Annotated in this window: 9 protein-coding genes; 6 read left to right on the top strand and 3 right to left on the bottom strand. The window is 47.0% G+C overall.

The genetic code is table 11. The features are described 5' to 3' along the window. Positions 1-169 precede the first annotated feature (169 nt). Positions 170-1,144 (top strand): glycosyltransferase family 2 protein, encoded by a 975-nt coding sequence (locus FEM55_RS15545; RefSeq protein ID WP_171036573.1) that lies wholly within the window; start codon positions 170-172, stop codon positions 1,142-1,144. Positions 1,145-1,248: 104 nt separating this feature from the next. On the opposite strand, the gene FEM55_RS15550 is transcribed toward FEM55_RS15545, so the two are convergent. Then, positions 1,249-2,097: an aldo/keto reductase gene (locus tag FEM55_RS15550; protein WP_138282267.1), complete on the bottom strand. Its 849-nt coding sequence runs from the start codon at positions 2,095-2,097 to the stop codon at positions 1,249-1,251. A 70-nt stretch (positions 2,098-2,167) separates the two neighbouring features. Beyond that, a complete protein-coding gene (locus FEM55_RS15555; RefSeq protein ID WP_171036574.1) occupies positions 2,168-3,724 on the bottom strand; it encodes a GMC oxidoreductase in 1,557 nt (518 codons plus the stop codon). 1,000 nt (positions 3,725-4,724) lie between these two features. On the opposite strand from FEM55_RS15555, the gene FEM55_RS15560 reads away from it, so the two are divergent. Then, on the top strand, positions 4,725-5,699 hold the full coding sequence (locus tag FEM55_RS15560) for a TraB/GumN family protein (protein WP_138282269.1): 975 nt from the start codon (positions 4,725-4,727) through the stop codon (positions 5,697-5,699). A gap of 156 nt (positions 5,700-5,855) precedes the next feature. Beyond that, the gene (locus FEM55_RS15565; protein WP_229209284.1) at positions 5,856-7,205 is read left to right on the top strand and encodes a DUF4932 domain-containing protein; all 1,350 of its coding nucleotides are present in this window, start codon (positions 5,856-5,858) and stop codon (positions 7,203-7,205) included. Between the two features lie 109 nt (positions 7,206-7,314). Here the strand turns inward: FEM55_RS15565 and FEM55_RS15570 are convergent, their stop codons facing one another. After that, positions 7,315-8,442, bottom strand: a complete 1,128-nt coding sequence (locus FEM55_RS15570; RefSeq protein ID WP_138282270.1) for a hypothetical protein — start codon at positions 8,440-8,442, stop codon at positions 7,315-7,317. A gap of 370 nt (positions 8,443-8,812) precedes the next feature. On the opposite strand from FEM55_RS15570, the gene FEM55_RS15575 reads away from it, so the two are divergent. From FEM55_RS15575 to FEM55_RS15585, 3 genes are all read left to right on the top strand, one after another. Next, entirely contained in the window at positions 8,813-9,388 is a 576-nt protein-coding gene (locus tag FEM55_RS15575) for an RNA polymerase sigma factor (protein WP_138282271.1), read from the top strand. A gap of 118 nt (positions 9,389-9,506) precedes the next feature. After that, the gene (locus FEM55_RS15580; protein ID WP_138282272.1) at positions 9,507-10,589 is read left to right on the top strand and encodes a FecR family protein; all 1,083 of its coding nucleotides are present in this window, start codon (positions 9,507-9,509) and stop codon (positions 10,587-10,589) included. Positions 10,590-10,782: 193 nt separating this feature from the next. After that, positions 10,783-14,397 carry a SusC/RagA family TonB-linked outer membrane protein gene (locus FEM55_RS15585; protein WP_138282273.1) on the top strand — a complete coding sequence of 1,205 codons (3,615 nt, stop codon included), beginning with the start codon at positions 10,783-10,785 and terminating at the stop codon, positions 14,395-14,397. Positions 14,398-14,406: the final 9 nt, after the last annotated feature.

Here is a 14,406-nt window from a genome sequence, read left to right on the forward strand (position 1 = left end):
TTGCAGCATAACGATGCAAGATGGTCAGGGAAAATCAGCCGTTGATCATTACAAGCGTTATAGCACTTTCCACAACATTTGCCTTGGTTTAGTTGGCGTATCAGCAGCTGCATTCCAGATACAGTACGGTACACGGCCAGACTTGAAGGAGTCCTTTTCAAGCCCGAATATGTCTGAACATTCTATTGCTGCCCATCCAAGCCTTGCCGGTACATCCGCAGAAAAGAAGTACTCCATTATCATTCCTCATAAAAATTCATTTGAATTGCTAACACGCCTGCTGGCATCCATTCCGGTCTCGGATGATATCCAGATTATCATTGTTGACGACAGCAGCCGGGATGAGCAACAGCAAAAGCTCAGGGATCATGACTTCGGCAGGGAAGTAAATGTCCTGTTTGAAACAGCGGCAAAAGGAGCCGGAAGTGCAAGAAACAAGGCTCTTCGGCATGCCTCGGGAAAATGGTTGTTGTTCGCAGACGCGGATGATTTTTTCTCTGACGGTCTGCTGGATCTGATCAGTCCGTTTTACAACGCAGAGGAAGATGTGGTATTTTTCGGTACGACCAGTGTTTTCAACAATGACATGCACCGGACTGCGTACCGCCATCATCGGTACCACAAGCTGGTCACCGATTATGCCGGAAACCCTACTGCCGACCATGAAGATGCATTGAAGTACTATTTCAATCCGCCCTGGGCAAAACTGATCAGGCGGGAAATGGTGGAGAAGCACAAGATCCGGTTTCAGGAAATCCTGGCCTCCAATGATATTTTCTTTTCCATGAACTGCGGCTTCCGGGCCCGGAAAATTGCGGCCACAACCAAAGTACTTTATACCATAACCGTAACGCCGAACAGCATCAGCAATTCGTTCAGCCGCGAACACTTTGATGCCAGGTTTCAGGCCGTGCTTACAGCCAATGATTTTCTCCGCTCCATTGGTAAAGGCAAATACCAGCAATCGGTGCTTTACTACCTTGGCAGGTCGCACGCATTTGGCTGGAAATATACCCTGTATGTGTTGAAAAAGCTTGTACGGCACCGTTCCAACCTGCTGATCGGCATTGAAAAGGTATTCGGGTACAAACAAATGCTCAGCCAGCGCGAGAATCCTTCCCTGGTACCGGTTAGCAAGGAATAGCAGCTTCCTTTCCGGTTCGGGAAATGACCGTAATTCAGGTAAAAGCAACGGTAATCCCAACCGGTTGCTTTTACCTGAATGTTACTGTACAGTCAGAATAATCCTTAACGCACCAGCGACGCATTTGCCTGAAGGTGCTTTTCATTAAACATGGAGCTAAGAATGACCGTGTCGGGAAAATCAGTAAAAAGCTGCTGGAAAATTTCATCTGGCTTCATGGTCTTAGCAGCTCCGCGCAAGGGTGAAAAAAAGATGTTCGGCTTTGTTCCACGGTTTCTAACCAGATCGTCATAACCATCGCTGCCTACAGAATTATCGAACTGAAGTAAATCAAAGCGGTCCAGATAGGGCTCGTGCATTTGCTGAAGGGAACGCTTGTACGCGATTCCCCATGCCCGGATTTTACCTTCCGCTTTCAGTTGCTGAGCCGTTTCGCTGAGTTCGTCAATATGCACCAGAGATTCGAGCGGATTGTGGACGAAGAGATAATCCAGGTAATCGGAGTCAAGTGCACGCAGGCTTTTCTCGAGACTGCGACGCATATCCGCTCCGCGAAAAGGAATGCGGTCATGGAACATATCGGCGCCTTTGGAAGGCTGGTTCATGCGGGCAGGCTGTTTTTTGGGTACAAGATCCAGTTTGTTGCTGCCGCTTCGGAGATACCGGACCAGCGGTTTCAACGGTTTCAGCAGCTGGGATTTCCAGTTGGCCATGATACCGAATTTGGAAGCAATTGTAACCTGGCCCCGGTGTTTCTTAAGGATTTTTCCAACAAATTCTTCGGCTTCTCCATATCCGTAGGAACGGGCGAGATCAAAGTGGGTGATGCCGCAGTCCAGTGCACAATCAATGGCTCTTTTTGCTGTTTTTCCATCTACGGCACCAAGGATCGGTGCGCAGCCGAAGCCTAGTGCCGAAGATTGGATATTTTTTACCAATTCAACTTTTCTCATGATACGGTACGGGTTACTGCGGGTTAAGTGGTTTGTTACTGCTTATGGTGGTAAAATTAACTGTTAATCGTCATTTTGTTTCCAGGAAATGATCGCCCAGGCGAAAAGCCAGTGCGATGAGCGTGGTCGTCGGATTGGACTGTCCGCTGGTCGGGAATACCGAGCTGCCCGCCATGTACAGGTTGCGGGTTCCGAAAACCCTGCAATTCTCATCCACAACTCCTTCTTTGGGCGAAAGGGCCATTCGGGTGGTACCGATGTGGTGCTTGGAATCTCTGATATATGCTTTCCAGTCGTCGGTATAAAGCCAGTCATCGACCTGGATTTTTCCCAAACCCGTTGTCGTGAAATACTGGCTGATCAGTTCAGTGGCAGTCAGAAAAGTATGCCGTACTTTTTCATCGATCGTCCAGTTGATGACGGCACGCCTCATGCCCAGCGCATCCACGTCGCTGCTCAGGCTTACATTGTTTTCCCATAGCGCCTGCGATTCCGTCATCACATTCAGGCGGGCCCTTGCATTGGGCGTATACACTTTCCTGTTAATATAATAATGCTTGGCGATGAGCAGAAGTTCGGGCAGGTTTTTTACCAGCTTCAATGCCAGCTGAAACTCTTTCCATGTAAGCTGGCCTCTGATCTGTTTTCTGTAAATTTCCTTGGCGATTGTAAATACGTCATTTTCTTGTGTGTAAAACTCAACAAATGCGCTGCTGTTCAGCATGCTGTGCTTTTTCTGGAAATCATCGGAAAAGAAAAATCTCGGCATGATACGCGTTTTTCCCAGGTAAAAATAGTTGAGATAGGATTGTTGTTTTTTGCCGGAAACCAGCGATCCGACTTCTGCACGCGGGTGATCCTGAAGGAAACGCCCGACCAGGCCATTCCCATTGCCGATTCCGTTCGGGAGCTGCGTATCGGAAACCAGAAGCAGCCGGGCATTTTCAATGCCGCCACAAGCCAGCACATAGCGTTTGGCCTTTATGGTCCCGGTCTTTTTACTGAAATTTTTGAAAACGACCGATTCCACACCGGAGTGATCGGGCGTGAGCATCAGGTCTGTAACATTGGCATTTTTAACAAGCGTCACATGCGCGGACTTCCCGATTTCCTTGCGGTACTGTTCCCGCAGGTTTGGCAGCGGGCTCCATTTGGAGAACCTGAATTGCAGTTCGTCCATGGTATTCAGGCGCTTCTCTTTCAGCAATGCAAAAATGTCTTTTTCATAGCCGGTCGGATCCAGGTTGAGAAAGCGGTCTGCATTTGCATAATACTTGTGCAGGGAATCGTAGCATATAGGCCAGCCGGTGTTGGGCAGCCAGTCGCGCCGGGTAAAATCGATCCTGTCGAGCGGAAGCGATTGTCCGCCCCAGCGGGTAGTGGAGCCTCCAAATACACGGAAGCGGCCATTGTTTGCTCCTTCAAAAGAGCTAAAGGGCGTAATTACCTTGTACAGTTCCTGATTCTGATCGGTAATCTGCTCTCCGCCGGCTTCCAGGACTACGACTTTGTACGAAGAATTGTACAGTTTGGTAAGAATTGCGAGTGAAGCTGCGCCACTGCCGATTATACATATATCCGCCTCCAATCCAAGCGGAGCACTGTCATCATTGAAATCAATAATCATGTAGAAATAATTTAAAAAGTAATCAGGCCATGATGTTTGCTTTAATGCCGACATCTCACCAGTCAACACTTGCCGCCAGACACTCGGATATCCAATAAAATTACGGGTAGCCGCGATTGAAGCTATTTTTTACCGGATAATAAGATTGCAGATCCGGCAAAAAGCATTTCAAGCCATAAACCATTTCGTGGCCAGCCCGTATTCAATCAGATCGTTATTATTCTATATGGGTTATTCTTATCTAACAGGAATATAACCGATGATTGCGGTTGTTTTTAATCACTGATATTCCTGTTTTTATTTCAACAAATTCCACTTGGTACGCTTCCCGGCAGTACTGCCTGACTGACAGCTGCCATTCAGCAGAAACAGAAGGCCATAGCTATTGCATAAAAGGCTATATGCCCGAATCCGAATTTACTTTATTTGCAGTTGATACGATTCAAATGCGGTTATCTGCTGTTTTTTGCATCAACGGTAAATGGCAGCAATCCTTTCATAGTCCGGGTTTGCACAAGCCTTGAAATCACACCGGAGCGAATGAGATCAGGGTTAAGATACAGTTATTTCCAATAGGTTGTACCCGTCCGTTTATTTGAAAGTAAAATTTTATCCGGATTTTAGGCACAAACAGAATAGTTGGATAAAAGCTTGTAATTAGTTTGAGGTGTGCGTGCCTGTAAGATCAATTAAACTATAACAGGATTAAATAAAAGCTTGTCATGATGAAATAGAACTTTTATTTTGAACGGTTATCCATATAGTATGGGTGATTATAGTTGAATAGTTGCAGGCAGCTGAACTAGTTGTCAGTATAAGAGCAAAATGGTTTCAAAAGAAGTCAGGACGGATTTTTGCCCTGGTTTTAACCGGTACGCACCGGAACTGTCAAAAGCGTGGAAGTACCGTATGACAGGCAGGAGTAAAGCAACCTTTATCCCGGCTTTATAAAAGATTGAGCAAGTACAATTACTGAACTTCCATTCTGGTCAGGATCGTTATGAAACTTATATTCACTTTCCTATGCACATGGCTTTTCTTTGGTGAAAACCTGCCTTTCGGAAACACGCCGGAAAAAATTCGTCAGAGTGCGGAAAACAGTAGCCCGAAGACACTATTATGGAAAGTTTCCAAAAGCGGTATGCCGCAGCCGTCCTATCTGCTCGGAATCAATCACGTGGTATCGGCAGAATGGCTTAATGATTTTCCCGAAATCAGGTCGGTGATCGACTCCGCTGATGTGTTGATGACCGAATTCTACGGCGATAACGACAAGGCCATTTTCGGAAACAATAAACAGGCCGATTCTGTAAACCGGGCCGGGGTAAAAATAAGGGCAGTTGACTTGCTGACTGCCCGGCAGTACGCGACGCTGGATTCCTTTTTTGTGGCCCGGGTAGGAGAAGGAATTACGAACAATCAGGATGCGCTGGAAATGAACGTCTGGGAATTAAGCAGTGCCATTCTGATGACGCTCCTCAGCGACAAAAGTAAACAAGGTGTAACGCTTCCCTGCATGGACCGGGAATTGTACACAGGTTTCAAAAACAAGCAAAAGAAAGTAACGGCGCTGGACGCAATTGAAAACCTGGAATTCGGGAGCAAGGACAAAGAACGGGGCAAAGAAATACTTTCCCGGTTCGTGGAAGCCAGCAAGACAGGAGATTATCCCGGATGGAACCTTTCAGATACATCTTATACCGCAGGCAGGTTTTTGTACGATTACAAGAAAATGAACCTGGATTACCAGCTGGACAAAGAGGACCCGGAAAGTGTTTCTTTGATAGGCAGCCATACAAGCCGCGAAAGGAACATCAGCTGGATGCCTCAGATCGAATCGGGGATTTCCCAAAACAGATGTCTGATCGCCGTCGGCGCACTTCATCTCTGGTACAAAACAGGTCTGATTTCCTTACTGCGGGCAAAAGGGTATCAGGTGGAGCCGGTATTTATTGCCAAGGTTAATCAGCCGTAATTTCCCGACTGCCTGTGGTAAAATACCGATGCTGACAAGTACAATGGAATTTTTTTAAAAGACGCTAATTGACTGTTCAGATTATTACCGGAAATTTTGTTTTAAAATATGGCTGACAATTGCATAAGACTACTTGTTATCTGTTTCATCACCTTTTTGGAAGGATCAGCTGCATTGGCACAAAACGTGCTGGTTCCTGCATTGCATACATCTTCGGACAGTCTGATTATGTACCTGGATAATCAGCAGGATGAGTTCAACGGTGTTAATAAACTGGGTTCCCGATTCAGTTACAGCTTTGTGGTTGAAAAAGATTCAGCTGTACTTGCGCTGGTATCCGAATCAGATTCGATTTCGATGATACTCAGGCCCCATGTAAATACTTCTTTTCAAATAATAAGAGAATCCGGAAAAGACACGGTAACCTGTACTTTTACCGTTCAGAAACTGGTGAAACCGGCCACTTTTACGGATCAGTATAAAGCAGAAAACAAGGACAAAATCATTATCGAGATTCCGGAAGTATATGAGTTGGTTAACATCATTTTTGCATTAACCGCATATGGTAAAACGAATGCCATTTATAAAGATACAGACTACTATAAGACCGTAATCGGGCATTTTCAGCAGTATAACCGTGATCCTGTCGTACAGGTTATGGATTCACTGCTCAAACTTTCACCGGGTTTTTTCTATCAACATCTGAAAATGGATAGTTACGCATTTGGCTTTTCGGAAAATCAGATCAGAAATACAGGTGTGTATGACCGTATTGCATCAGGAGAAAGGAACGAATTGCAGCCTTATGTGCCTATGCTTCAGACCTTTTCTGAAAAAGCCGGATATCGTGCATTTTATAAAAAACATCTGGATTATTACTCCGGACTGATAAAAGATTACAGGAATTACATCAAAGCAGACAATATGAAAAGCTGGCTTGAAAAAGAGTTTCCAGGCACAAAATATTCGGCTGTCAAAGTCATTTTTTCACCACTGGTTGGATGGAATCAATCCGCTTCCTTTTTTAATGATAATCATTTTTCCGAGGCACAGGCACATGTCAACTTTCCGTTTTTGAACAGCCAGGATCTGAAACAGTCCCGCGATATCCGGCAAGGTCTGCGTATGATGATTGCATTTACGGAACTTAATCATGCATACCTGAACCCTGAAGCGGAAAAGCATTCGCAAACGATTCATGCTGCATTCAATGATTTATCCAGATGGATTACAGCCGGAAAACCCTCAGCCGGATACAATAACAGCCTGGTTTGTTTTGAAGAATACATGAACTACGGGCTGGTTACATTATATTATTCCGATATTCTTAACAAAGAGGCCTTTGAAATCATGAGTGCCCATATTGAAAACAACATGGTCAATTCCCGCGGCTTCGTAAGGTTCAGAGAATTCAATCAGGAACTCCTGCGCTTATATAAAAATAAAAGTTCAGGCCAGACGGTTGCTGATTTATATACTGATATGATCAAGTGGGCATCCAGATAATTACATGCTCATCATTCACGGATGTCTTTCTGTATCAGCAAAATGCAAAGGTTCAAATAAAAGCAGCCGGGGAAAAAGCCATTCATATAGCAGGAACCGGAAATAGCCGCTACATTTTCTTTGCAAGCCTGCTTTTCACGCGCCGGGTATCGAAACCGACTGCGATTTTGAGGTTGAACTGGGTACCGCCGTTATCCTTAATCAAATTGGCAGGGTTGAAAGAAGCCCGGCATTTATAGAAAAGATTGACATTTTCCCAGGAATCGGTCATATTTCCGAAAAAACGGTTGATCTCCAGGCCGATAACCGGACCAGCTCCGTCCAGGGATCGCTTGTCTTCATCGCTCGGCCTTCGTGGCGTGAGTTCATTGAGCGACAAACCGGCATAGGGAACAGCCAGCCATTTGTTTTTGGGAAGCTTGAAGCCATAAGTGATTTCCACCGAAGCAAAATGCGTTTTCATTCCTGTCTGCCAGTTTCCGTTTTGCTCAAACCCGATTTTTGTTTTGTTAAAATCCAGGTTCACGTCAAATACCAGCCTTGATCTTTTCAGGTCCACATTGAGGCCGTAGTCCAGCCCCGTTGCCGTGGTAAAATAATGACTGGATTTACCTGAAAAGTAGCTTTGCGCTATGCCCATAAACATACCGACCTGCCATTTACCCAGAGTGGTTTCTGTGATTACTTCAGGTGTGCTTTGCAGCAAGGCAGCCACTTTTGCTTCCCACTCGGATAATACCTGTTCATCTCCGGACTTTGAAATGCTTTCGGTCATGTCTTTTTTCAGCAGGGAAATTTCATTGTTTACCTTGAAAAAAATGTCGTCCATGGTCTGTTTCACCGGCGCATTCCTTGCGTTGAGTTCGCCCAGTTCCATTGCTTTTAACTTGATCAGCCTGCTTTCATACCCCGACAGATCAAACAGCAGCTGCGCATAACGCAAATTCTTTTCGCTTGAATCGGGCAGGCTCGCCGTTTTCCGGTTGAAGATGGCATCGGCATGGGTGAGCGGAAAGTACCGGCCGAATTTCATCGGCGAAGAGGAATAATCGTAATAGACAATGATATCCGCAAATGCATGCGTTGTGGATTGATCAATGGTAAAATCGCTGAATTTCAACTTGATTCCCGGATGCCATTTAAGCGTATCGGATTGTGCAACGGCCATGTTAAAGATCAGCAACAGGCAGCAGGTTGTGAAAGCAATTGTTTTTAGCACGTTGCGTATGAGGATCAAGGTTGTTAGGTTCCGTAATTTAATACAAATTCCTCTGAAAATCATGCATACAATTCCTCTGAATTTTCGAATGGGGTACCGTTACTGGCAAGCCGGCATGAGGTTGAATACCCCTGTATAAAACGGAAATCAGCCTTGCTGCTTCTGAGTCTTGGCTGTTCCATACATGTCATGTGCCAAAATTTCCAGCCGCGTTTCCGTATACAGGCATACGTTTAGCCGGTCTGCGGAAAAGCGGATACAGACCAGCATTGCGTAGAAACGGTTTAAACCGCAAGATGCGCATTTATGCGAATATTTGCAGTAATAAAGGTTATTATTATACTTAATGAAGAAGTTGCGAACTTAGCTTTAATTTACCTGCCAAAAAATGGAAAAGGATTTGCTGCTCTGGCAAAAATTTAAAAACGGTGACCGGGCTGTGTTTGAATGGATTATCAGGGAACATTACCGCACCTTGTTTGATTATGGCAAAAAATTCCTTTCGGATCGCGATGCACTTACCGACTGCATTCATGACCTTTTCACTTCGCTCTGGGAACGGCATTCATTTCTGGGAAGTACGGACCAGATCAAGCCTTATCTGCTTAAAAGTTTACGGAACCGCATCATCAAGGAAAAGCAGCGCAGCAATCATTTTATTTTTATGGAACAGGAAGACGAGCTGTTCCTGAACGAAGAAGACATTGAATCAAAGATCATTACATCCGAATATACGGAAGAGAAGAAAAAGCAGATCGGCTATGTGCTGCATACGCTGACGCCCCGGCAACAGGAAATTATTTACCTCAAATTCTACGAAAACCTCACCAACGACCAGATCGCCACCGTACTTGCAATCAGCCGCCCGGCCGTTGCCAATTTGCTGCACGCCACGCTCAGGCTGTTCCGGGAAAAGTGGGAAACCCTTCTTCATACTGTTGTTCTGTTTATAGCTTCGTGTTGATTCACAATGCATTATAGAGCTTGGAAAGAAAATTCAGAAAATAATTCAACTTTTTCCATGATTTTTTAAAGGCTTCCGGATTATGCCTATGTAAGTACCGCAATGATGGTACTATGTTATGAAAAATTATGAAAATTATAAACTGGAAGACTTCCTGCTGGATGAGCGTTTCAGAATCTGGGCGGTGCAGCCTGAACCCGCTTCCGATGATTTCTGGACGGAGCTTGGGAAGCATTATCCCGACAAAAGGATGGCCATGCAGCAGGCCCGTGAATTGCTGCTGACCTGGAATCAGACCGGTTCGGAACTTACGGAGGGTGACCTGGAAAAGCAGGTTACACGCATTCTTCACAGTACTGAAACTTCCTCAAACCGTGCATATGCCTTTAAATTTACCCAGACCTGGATTTCCATTGCCGCTTTATTCATCATCCTGATCGGCCTCGGCTGGACCGTTTCCCGGAAAATGCAGTATAAGCAGCCCGCTTCCGGTTACAGCCAGTATGTGCCCGAAGCGACCGTTCCCATGAAAGAAGTCGTCAATAAATCGGGCCGGAAAAGGAAGGTCAGCCTGCCCGATGGCAGCGTGGTTTCGCTTTCGCCTGCCGGCCGCATCCGTTATGCCGCACAATTCATCAGCAACAGAAAAAGAGAAGTGTATTTGTCCGGTGAGGCGTTTTTCGATGTAAAGAAAGATGCTTCCAATCCGTTCTTTGTATACGCACACGGACTGGTCACACGCGTTGTCGGGACCAGTTTTCTCGTAAAAACCACAGCCTCAAAGGTGGAAGTGCTGGTACACAGCGGCAGGGTTTCTGTTCTGGCCATGAAGGACATGGATAACCAGCGAGACCGCAACACCGAACTGCTGCTGACACCGAACCAGCAGGCCATTTTCTCAACCCGGGACAACCTGATTTCAAAATCCATATCAAGCATGCCGCTGGAACTCATCAAGCCTGAATCGCAGAGCGGCTTTGTGTTCCGGGACCAGCCGATCCACAAGGTTTTTGCCACGCTCGAAAAAGTGTACGGCATCCCGATCGTCTACGACAGCTTACTCATGGAAAAATGCGCACTGCACGTGGAACTGAGCAACGAACCATTTTTTACAAAACTCGACATCATCAGCCAGACCATCGGTGCCAGTTACCGCATCAGCGACGGGCAGGTTGTTGTTTCCAGCGAAGGGTGCGAGTAAAACGGATATTCCTGAACCTGTATCATCTTTTAAACTGACATCCTATGACTAAACCCTGCATCTGAATCGGGAACAGATCGGTCACGCATCCAGCATTACGGTTCTGATGCTCCACTCCGTTCAGGCGGTTACGACATGTTCCTTCCGGGAGGAAGGTATTGCTATTAGTATACACCTAAACCAATGCAGTATTATGAGAAAAAGTAGTATACCATTTAAAATTCTGGTAACTGTGATCAAATTCACATGCATTCCATTTCTGGTTTCGCTGATCTGCACAAGCCTTTCCTTTGCCCGCAGCGGACTGGCGCAGGAACTCCTGAACCGCGAAGTCAGCATCCAGGCAGATCAGCAGGAACTGAAAAGCGTTCTGGCCAGCATCGAAAAATCCGCCCAAGTGAAATTTTCATACGTCCCGTCCTTGATTAAAAATCAGAAAGTAACTTTTTCCGCAACCAACCAGACGCTTAAAGTGGTGTTGAAGGAGCTTCTTGTTCCGCTGCAGATCCGGTTTTCGGTTTCGGGTGATTATATTATTTTAAACAAAAAGAAAGAAGATACGCCTGACGCAGCCAAAGAACAGGGATTACTGGTGCCGCTGCCTTACACGGACCAGACAGATATGACGATAAAAGGCCAGGTGACAGCAAGCGACAGCAAAGAACCGCTGCCGGGTGTAAGCGTGGTTGTAAAGGGTACGCAGCAGGGAGCAATTACGAGCGGCGACGGATCGTACAGTCTGGTGGTGCCGGACGAAAGTGCCGTTCTGGTTTTCAGCTTTGTGGGTTACGTATCCCAGGAAATACAGGTTGCCAACCGGTCATTGATCCACGTTACGCTGGAAGCCGACATCAAGGCTTTGAGCGAAGTGGTTGTAACGGGTTACACAACCCAGTCGCGGAGGGATATTACAGGATCTGTCAGTGTGATCGATGCGGACAAGCTGCTGGCAGTTCCGGCCACCAACCTTGCGCAGCAGTTGCAGGGACGCGCGGCAGGCGTTACCGTAGGAACCGACAATACGCCCGGCGGAGGCGTAGCGGTGCGGGTGCGCGGCTACGGCACTCTGGGAAACAATGATCCTTTATACGTGATCGACGGTGTGCCGACAAAGGGCAGCCTGAACACGATTAACCAGAATGACATTGAATCCATCCAGATCCTGAAAGATGCTTCGTCTGCGTCCATTTACGGGTCGCGTGCAGCAAACGGCGTGGTGATCATTACGACAAAAAGAGGAAAAACAGGCGTTCCGAAGTTTACTTTCGACGCGTATTACGGTGTGCAGCGGCTTGCCAGGACAATGGATCTGCTTAATACGGCCGAATATGGCCAGTATCTCTGGCAAAGTAAAAGAAATGCCAATGTCGTGAACCCGGCCACGGGCAATCCGGAGCATGCACAGTTTGGCCGCGGCGCCGAGCCGGTGACTCCCGACTACATCATTCCGGACGGCGCTTCAGCGGACGATCCGCGCGTAAATCCTGCCAACTACAGTTTCAACCGGTACAATGATCCGCAGTTCGGCAAAACCAAATTCTCCATTACCAAAGCAAACAAGGAAGGAACCGACTGGCAGAACGAGGTTTTTGATCCGGCACCGATCCAGAATTACCAGCTTGGCGTTTCAGGCGGTTCGGAGAACAGCAGGTATGCCTTTTCAACCAATTATTTCAACCAGCAGGGCATTTTGATCTACAATGGTTACAAACGCTATTCGGTTCGTGCCAACACGGAATTTACGATCAGGAAAAGACTGCGGATCGGAGAAAACCTGCAGGTCGCATACGGCCAGCGGCAGGGCAATTACGGCAACAACAGCGAGACGAGCCAGGTTTCCAACACATACCGCGCACAGCCGATCATTCCGGTTTACGACATCGGCGGAAACTTCGCAGGAACGTTGGGCAGTAACCTCGGCAATGCCAACAATCCCGTAGGACAATTGATCCGGAACAAAAATAACGGTTACAAAGACCTGCGGATTTTCGGCAATGCGTACGCCGAAGTGGACATTCTCAAAAACCTGACGGCAAAAACCAGTTTCGGAATGGATGCCACGGTTTCTGCCGGAACCTATTTCACGCCCGTGGAAATCGAGCTTGCGCACGGAACGAATGTGAACAGCCTGAGCGAAAACAGAAGTTACAGCTATGCATGGACCTGGACCAACTCGCTGACGTATGACAAAACATTTGGCAGTCATCATCTGAATGTTTTCGCCGGACTGGAATCCATTGATTCTTACGGGAATTTTGTCAACGCATACCGCCAGGGGTTTTTTTCCAATGTGGAAGATCTGAGATACATTGATGCCGGTAACCCGTCCACTTCCACCAACAGCGGTTATGCGACTTCGTCATGGTCGTTGTTTTCCTATTTCGGAAGAATCGATTACGCATTTCAGGACAAATATCTGCTTCAGGGAACGGTCAGGCGCGATGCGTCCTCCCGTTTTCAGGCAGCTTCGCGCTATGCTACTTTTCCGGCGGCCAGCGTTGGCTGGCGGCTTTCGAAAGAAGCTTTTCTGGCCAATGTCGGCTTCATTACGGATCTGAAACTGAGGGCGGGCTGGGGCCAGACGGGCAATCAGGAAATCGGGGACTTCAATGCCTATTCAACTTATCAGAGCAACCCGAACAGCAGCGGCTACGGAATCGGAGGCGCACCGATCGGGTATGTGCAGGGTTTTGATCTGGCCCGGTTCGGAAATCCCAATGCAAAATGGGAAACCACAACGACGGTCAATGTGGGCCTTGATGCCAATCTTTTCAAAGGCAAGTTTGACCTGAGCCTGGATGTTTACGACCGGCAAACCAAAGATTTACTTTATACCAAAGCATACGATCCGCGGCTTGGAGACGCAGCCATTCCTGCCCAGAACATAGCTTCACTGCAAAACCGGGGCATAGACCTCGGCCTGAATTACAATGATGCCGTGATGGACGGACAGCTGACTTACAGCATCGGCGTCAACTTTTCAACTTACCGCAATAAAATTCTGGCGCTCGATCCACAAAACCCGAACGACTTCCTGCCCGGATTTTCCCTGCGCACGCCGGCTGTGACGCGTTCCATTGCAGGCCGCCCGATTTCATCATTTTATGGCTACATCATCGACGGCATTCTGCAGAATGAAGAGCAGGTGGCTGCACATGCGAAGTTTCCCGGATATTACGATTCCAACATTTATATCAACGGCAAAAAGACGCAGGGTGTAGGCAAATTTAACTACCGGGATATCAACAATGACGGCATAATCAATGCAAACGACCAGACTTACATCGGCAGTCCGCATCCGGATTTTACTTACGGAATCAATGCCAATGTCACCTTTAAAAACTTTGACCTGACCATTTTTGCGCAAGGCGTACAGGGTAATGAAATCTTTAACCACGTTCGTTACTGGACTGACTTCGAGGTTTTTCAGGGCAACCGGACCAAGCGGATGCTCTATGAATCGTGGCGCCCGGACAATCCGGATGCCAAGCTGCCGATTCTGGATGCCAATGACGCACAAAGCGGAGAACCTTCCACTTATTTCGTAGAAAACGGTTCTTATCTGCGGTTCAAGAACATTCAGCTGGGCTACACGCTTCCGAAATCTGTTCTGAACAAAATCGGCACCGACCACTTGAAAGTGTATGTACAGGCGCAGAACCTGTTCACTTTTACCAAATACACCGGACTTGATCCGGAAGTGAACCTTAGAAATTTCAACAGCGGCTCCGACCGGCAGATCGGTGTGGATGAAGGTGTTTATCCCACTCCGAAATCAATTATTGTAGGGCTTAGTCTTGGATTTTAAAAAGAACTG

Source organism: Dyadobacter sediminis, from assembly GCF_005860765.1.
Lineage (GTDB): Bacteria > Bacteroidota > Bacteroidia > Cytophagales > Spirosomataceae > Dyadobacter > Dyadobacter sediminis.

Coding starts and splice junctions, on each gene's coding strand:
- FEM55_RS15545 (WP_171036573.1), top strand. CDS start 170: ATGTCTGAACATTCTATTGCTGCCCATCCAAGCCTTGCCGGTACATCC.
- FEM55_RS15550 (WP_138282267.1), bottom strand. CDS start 2,097: ATGAGAAAAGTTGAATTGGTAAAAAATATCCAATCTTCGGCACTAGGC.
- FEM55_RS15555 (WP_171036574.1), bottom strand. CDS start 3,724: ATGATTATTGATTTCAATGATGACAGTGCTCCGCTTGGATTGGAGGCG.
- FEM55_RS15560 (WP_138282269.1), top strand. CDS start 4,725: ATGAAACTTATATTCACTTTCCTATGCACATGGCTTTTCTTTGGTGAA.
- FEM55_RS15575 (WP_138282271.1), top strand. CDS start 8,813: ATGGAAAAGGATTTGCTGCTCTGGCAAAAATTTAAAAACGGTGACCGG.
- FEM55_RS15580 (WP_138282272.1), top strand. CDS start 9,507: ATGAAAAATTATGAAAATTATAAACTGGAAGACTTCCTGCTGGATGAG.
- FEM55_RS15585 (WP_138282273.1), top strand. CDS start 10,783: ATGAGAAAAAGTAGTATACCATTTAAAATTCTGGTAACTGTGATCAAA.